The 6,330-nt window shown below is 30.6% G+C and carries 5 protein-coding genes; 2 read left to right on the plus strand and 3 right to left on the minus strand.

The window, feature by feature from the left end:
• The first annotated feature begins 9 nt into the window (after positions 1 to 9).
• Together B3J26_RS05795 and B3J26_RS05800 are read left to right on the plus strand one after the other, a co-directional pair.
• Entirely contained in the window at positions 10 to 1,407 is a 1,398-nt protein-coding gene (locus B3J26_RS05795) for a RagB/SusD family nutrient uptake outer membrane protein (protein WP_291064025.1), read from the plus strand.
• Complete coding sequence (locus B3J26_RS05800; RefSeq protein WP_291073708.1) at positions 1,397 to 3,904, plus strand: alpha/beta hydrolase family protein; 2,508 nt, start codon at positions 1,397 to 1,399, stop codon at positions 3,902 to 3,904. The genes B3J26_RS05795 and B3J26_RS05800 overlap by 11 nt, the downstream gene beginning before the upstream one ends.
• Positions 3,905 to 3,937: 33 nt before the next feature.
• Here B3J26_RS05800 and B3J26_RS05805 read toward each other — a convergent pair whose 3' ends face one another.
• From B3J26_RS05805 to B3J26_RS05815, 3 genes are all read right to left on the minus strand, one after another.
• Positions 3,938 to 4,204: a DUF6520 family protein gene (locus B3J26_RS05805; protein WP_221854673.1), complete on the minus strand. Its 267-nt coding sequence runs from the start codon at positions 4,202 to 4,204 to the stop codon at positions 3,938 to 3,940.
• 72 nt (positions 4,205 to 4,276) lie between these two features.
• The gene (locus B3J26_RS05810; protein ID WP_291073711.1) at positions 4,277 to 5,734 is read right to left on the minus strand and encodes a MauE/DoxX family redox-associated membrane protein; all 1,458 of its coding nucleotides are present in this window, start codon (positions 5,732 to 5,734) and stop codon (positions 4,277 to 4,279) included.
• Between the two features lie 81 nt (positions 5,735 to 5,815).
• A complete protein-coding gene (locus tag B3J26_RS05815) occupies positions 5,816 to 6,025 on the minus strand; it encodes a hypothetical protein (RefSeq protein ID WP_291073713.1) in 210 nt (69 codons plus the stop codon).
• Positions 6,026 to 6,330 lie beyond the last annotated feature (305 nt).

Below are 6,330 nucleotides of genomic sequence, written 5' to 3' on the forward strand. Positions count from 1 at the left end.
ATTGAAACCATGAAAAATAATAGAACAATATATGTGATGAATAGATTCATCCTATTGATTGCCATATTTACATTGGCTGCTTGTAATGATTGGATTGAAACAGATGATCCTAAGGGAGAAATAAAAATTGAAAAGGTTTACAACAACGAGCAAACTGCTAATGCAGCAGTTGCGAGTATTTACAAAGACATGAAAAATGATGGTTTGTTGTCGGGAAGTACAAATGGATCAAGCGTATTATTTAGTTTGTATGCAGATGAACTTGATTTTTATGGTTCTACGAGCAATAACCTTTCAATGTTTCATTCCCATCAATTATTGCCTTCTAATACACTTGTAACGTCTATATGGGCAAATAATTATAGAATTATTTATGAAACAAATTTAGCTATAGAGGCATTAAATAATTCAACGAATTTATCCCTTGAGTTAAAAAATAAATTGATAGCAGAAGTGTTGTTTATTAGAGCATTTACGCATTTTAATTTGATGAATCTATATGGTAAAATACCCTATATCACTACATCTAATTATCAAATCAATCGATATGTTTACCGTGATGAAATAAAGATTGTTTACGATAATATCGAAAAAGATTTGCTCCAAGCAAAAGGTTTATTGGTAAATAATGTGGCGTCTACTGCGAGTAACAGAGCAACTATATATGCAGTGTCAGCCCTATTAAGTAAGCTGTACTTATACCAAGAAAAATGGGATAAAGTAGTGAGTGAATCGCAAGGAATTGTTCAAAATAAGAACTTTTCATTTCAACAACCAATAGAAAATCAATATAAAAAAGAAAGCAAGTCTACAATATTTCAATTTTCATCGACCATAAATGGTGAAAATACGTTAGAAGGATCATATTTTATTATTAATAGCGGACCTCCAACTCGGGTAGCTTTACGACAAGATTTTATAAACCTGTTTAATCCACTCGATAAAAGGTTACAATTTTGGACAAAGAAAGTAAGCAATACAACAAATACACAATCTTGGTATATACCGTATAAATATAAAGAAAATGCAAATACAGGTTCAAGCAAAGAGTTTTCTATTGTATTTGGTTTGTCAGAAATAATCTTGATGAGAGCAGAAGCTTATTTGCATACAAACGAATTGGCATTGGCAGTGAAAGAAATTAATATCATTCGAGAGAAAGCAGGGTTAAATCCGTTTAATTCTTCTAATCCAAATGAGATTCAAAAAGAACTTATACTTCAAAGAAAACTAGAATTGTTTACAGAACATGGAAACAGATGGTTTGATTTGAAACGTTGGAAAATAGCTGAGGAAACCCTAAAACCTATAAAATCAAATTGGAAACCAAGAGATTTAATTTTACCAATTCCAGAAAGCGAATTATTGATTAATCCTAATCTAAATCCTCAAAACGATGGCTATTAAATATGTCAATTCAATACTAGTTATACTGTTTGTCTGTTCGGGATACTTTTCAAAAGCGCAAGAGAATCAAAAAACTTCGAATTGGACTAAACATACTTTATTTACAGACGTAAGTAGCGATGGAAAGTGGGTTGTTGTAAATGATATGCAAGATAAAAATAATGTTATACTTGTACAGACAGAATCTGGTGTTAGAAAAGAATTGGGGTCAATCATTCTTTTGAAATTTTTGAAAAATAATGATATACTATCTTTTGTTGATGATAAATCAAATTTGCATCTAATTGATTTAAAAACACTAAAAACAATCTTGCAAGTTGAGGTATTACATAAAAGATATTTTACAAATCATAATCAAACGATAATTTCATACCTAAGAAAGGGCGAAAAAGAGAAAAAAGATTTACAGTTACTTGATTTGAAGAGTAACAAGTCATATACGATACACGATGTTGAAAACTACCAGTGGCATCCCGCCAAAGATGAGTTAATTTTTCTAACATCAAATATGGATTCTAACACTAAAACATTAAAAAAATGGGAATCGGGTTCAGAAAATCAGCAGTCTCTCTTTATAACTCCAAAAAATGAAGTGAAGATCATAGGGTGGCAAAGCAATCAAAAAAGTATACTTCTATTAGAAAACACGGTCGACGGAGGGATACTTTACACGATTAATACCCAAAATAAGGAGGTAAAATCTTTGGCTTGTAAAACATTATTTTCTGATGAGGTAGTTCGTAAAATAAATGGTTTTGATACTACTAGTGATCGTAACGGAATAGTCTTTTTTAATGTAGATATCGTAAAGAGTAAAAATGATAATTACAGTATTTGGGATACCCAAGATGCTTTAATCGCACCTAGAAAAGCTGTTGCAGAAAAATATGTTTTGAATAAACAGAGCATAAGATGGGATACAAAAACGAATGAATTTTCTATCATTACTTCAAATAAATTGAATGCTGTTATCATTAAACCTAATTTTAATTATGCATTAGCATATGACTTTTTAGAAAATGAACCTTCTACAGAACAATATACTGTTGCCGATTTATACCTAAAAAATTATGAAAAAGGAGAAGAGAAGTTAATTGTTCCGGCACATTATTTTTCTTACGACTATCTTTCGTTTTCGCCGAGTGGAAAATATATCATGTATTTTAAAGATAAAAAATGGTGGGGGTATGATACTGTAAATGATAAGCACATTGAGATTACCATACCATCAAATTATTCTTTATATAAAACAAACGATATGTATTATAAACATCCAACACCATATGGAGTAGAAGGGTGGGCTATAAATGAAAATGAAGTATTTGTGTATGATGAGTTTGATATTTGGATGTATGATATAAAAAATGGTACTGCTAAAAGGTTAACAGCTAGTAATGGGGATATAAGTTATAGATTTAATAAAAAAGAACGAAAAAATACCTCTCACATTGATATCAATCAAAAGTTGATGTTAGATCTATCGACCAAAGATGAGCAAAATGGTTTTGCTTTTTTTGAAAAAGGTAAAATTTTACCAATTGTCTTAGAATCCTATACAATTGAAAATACTGTATGTATTAACAAACGAACGTGTTTTTTTAAGAAGTTTAGGTATAACGTATCTCCTGTTATAGAGCGTGTAGATTTGGCTACGAAAAAAAGAAAGATAGTATATCAAAGTAATCCCAATTTGGCAAAGTTAGATTTAGGTAAAAGTGAAAGTATAGAATACAAGAACATAAAAGGAAACAAATCGAAAGGGATTTTACTTTACCCAACTAATTTTAATCCTACCAAACAATATCCTGTTATTTACTATATATACGAGAATATGACGTATAAAGTAAATCAGTTTGCAAGTCCAACAAAACATACGGAGGACGGTTTTAACATTCTTAATTATATATTGGATGGGTATTTTGTTTTTTTACCCAATTTAGAATATCAAATAGGGAATTTAGGTGAATCAATTGTCGTGAATATAGAAAATAGTGTAGAAGAACTAGTAAGTCGATCTTATATTGATAAGAATAGATTAGGACTAATAGGGCATTCGTTTGGTGGTTATGAAGCGGCATTTATAGCAACACATTCCAATTTGTTTAAGGCAATTGTAGCGGGTTCTGGCGTGATGGATTTGGTTTCTTGGTCGCATGATGTACAATGGGAAGGTTGGTTTAGAGAGCAAGCATGGAGGTTAGAAAGTCAGCAGTTTCGAATGAAAGAAAGTTATTATACGGATAAAAATAACTACATAAGAAACTCACCTTTCTATCAGGTGGAAAATATGAAAACGCCTTTATTGTTATGGGCTGGTAAATCTGATTATAATATAAATTGGTATCAAAGCATATATATGTATATGGCAATGAAAAAATTAAATAAAGAAGGTAAATTGATTTTATTTAATAACGATGGTCATTATTTAACTCGTAAAGAGAATCAAGAAATGTTATATGATTCAATCTTAAGTTGGTTTAATACATATTTAAAATAAGAGAAAGGAGCTATTACGCTCCTTTCCTTTAAATTATGGTTGCCAATGCATCAAGTTTTGACTACATTGAGTACCATTTTTAAATTCAAATACTTCTTTAGAACCAATTGTACAACTTACAGTTCCTATGTTATTACAAGTGGCATCTACCAGTTCACATTCTTCTAAATCATTGTAAATATAGGCAGTTGCATACCCTGTAGATTCATTAGAAGCTTTCCCTTCAGTGGCAAATGCAAAAGCAACAGCCATCATTCCTACCCCGATAGGTAGCGTTTTTCTTAGAAAATTTGTTTTCATTTTATATAATTTTAATGTGGTGACTTACTCTATTGTACAGGTTTTCAGTCTTCCCCTGCGTTGCGCAACGATTTATTTTTTCAATTGATAGCGATAAATTTCATTATCAATTACAGCAAAAACAGAGTTTTGGTATATTTTAAAATCCCTAAGTTGTTGTTTAGGTTTGTGATAGAGGTAAAAACTGTGGAGATAATGGTTGTTTACAAGATCATATACATCTATGATGCTTGCACTTTGGTGTTCTTCTTCAAAATTTCCCAGTCGTTTGCTGTGGATGTAGAGATAATCACCATAGGTAGCTATCGTTTCATTCACTCGAATTGTCTTTGGACCTAATCGATAGTTTTGGTCTTTTTTATAAAAAGCAACATCAAGTTCTGGTTCATTTAAAGAATCGATGCTTTTCATAACATTTTTTTCATTCATCATAGAATCAAGGATGATAATTTCATTTTTATAATAATAGACATATAAAAAGATCTGATGTTGTTCATTCCAAATTAGTAATCCATCCATATCAAATGCTCCATCGTAATGGCTTTTTAAACTTGTATCGTTTATTTTTAGTTGAAATCCATCCACTGTTTTATACAACAAAGCAAGTGCTGTTTGTTTAGTTTTTTGACTTGTTATAGAAAGACCAAAATGATCATTTTTTCCAGGAACATATTGATTATAATAAGCATTATCAATAGTTTCAAGAGAAGCTGTATAATCGTTTAATATTCCTTTTTCTATAATTCCTACTGTTCCATCCCCTAAGTAGAAGTAAGGGAAGTTTACGGATGTTATTATTCGTTTATAAGGGAGTAGCTCATTTTTTATTTTGATCCGATTATTAGTTACATTTTGTGTATGATAATCATAAGTTCTAAGAAATAAAGGAGCATTAGGATGAGCTAAATAAGCATAACAACTATCAATACCTGCTATATAATAACCTGTGGATTCTAAATTGAGAGTAGTTTGTTTTTCTACTAAATGCGGAATGTATTTCCTAGTAAAAGAATTGTTATACTGAGATTTTTGTTCAGATAAACTATACAAAATGATTACACTAACAATTCCGATTATTGTAAGAGTAGTTTGTTCAATTATATAACCTCTCCATGTTTGAGAGGATTTTGTTATCCTAATGCCAATTAAAGCTAATCCTATAAAGACTACATTAAAAATTAAATGTTCCGTCCATCCCATCTTTTCTAAAACTCCACCACAAGAACAAGGAGTAAACGCCGTGAAATGTAGAATAATGACAATATAGGTGGTGAACATCACCATTAAAAAAAGTGAAATTTGTAAGGCTAATTTTCTAGTTCGCTCAAACATCAAGATAACTGCTGTTACAAGTTCTATCGCAATAATTCCATGCGATATAGTAATCGCATAACTTGCTAATAAGGGCGATTGTCCTAACTGAGTTTGAAAAGTTTCAAAATCGATAAGTTTACTCACCGCTGCATAAATAAACAAAACAATAAATAGGTAGCAGATGAGCGTTTGTATAAACGGTGCAATTTTTCTCATCTTTTAGTATTTTAATTCATAAAAAATAACTTCCTAACATCTAACATCTAACATCTAACATCTAACATCTAACATCTAACATCAGTCTCCTTTTTCATCATCTTTACGTCTCATGTATGGATCTTTATCCCGAGGAGGATCATTTTTAGAAGATGTGCTATCCTTAATATTATCTTTCAAAGAAGGAGTAATACGTTCTGACCGATTCGGGGTGTCATTTAGAATATTTTCATCTTCTATACAGCTATTGAATACAAAACACCCAAGTACAATTAAATAAAAAGATTTCATAGTTTCTCATTTTTAAAGTTTGTACCGAAATTAGGTTCAGCGTAAAAAATAGGAGGTATGTTAATGCGTCAAAAACATAAAATGCCTGTCTAATTTATAAATTCATACACTCCAATTTTTAAGAAAACCGAAAAAATCATCAAGCAGAATTCATTTTCAGCTTCTTATTATCGTCAGTCAGAGTGGCGCTTGCAAAACGTTGTATCGAAGACTTAGACGATAATAATGAATGACAAAAACCATTGTTAAAAGTGAATTTGAATATAGAAAAAGAATAAAGAACTGGCATTAAAACTCTCACGTTA

This window comes from Empedobacter sp. UBA5987 (assembly GCF_002429865.1).
Taxonomy (GTDB): domain Bacteria; phylum Bacteroidota; class Bacteroidia; order Flavobacteriales; family Weeksellaceae; genus Empedobacter; species Empedobacter falsenii_B.

What these genes read in the sequence shown, in the direction of transcription:
- B3J26_RS05795 (WP_291064025.1), top strand. Translation starts at nt 10, where the DNA reads ATGAAAAATAATAGAACAATATATGTGATGAATAGATTCATCCTATTG.
- B3J26_RS05800 (WP_291073708.1), top strand. Translation starts at nt 1,397, where the DNA reads ATGGCTATTAAATATGTCAATTCAATACTAGTTATACTGTTTGTCTGT.
- B3J26_RS05805 (WP_221854673.1), bottom strand. Translation starts at nt 4,204, where the DNA reads ATGAAAACAAATTTTCTAAGAAAAACGCTACCTATCGGGGTAGGAATG.
- B3J26_RS05810 (WP_291073711.1), bottom strand. Translation starts at nt 5,734, where the DNA reads ATGAGAAAAATTGCACCGTTTATACAAACGCTCATCTGCTACCTATTT.
- B3J26_RS05815 (WP_291073713.1), bottom strand. Translation starts at nt 6,025, where the DNA reads ATGAAATCTTTTTATTTAATTGTACTTGGGTGTTTTGTATTCAATAGC.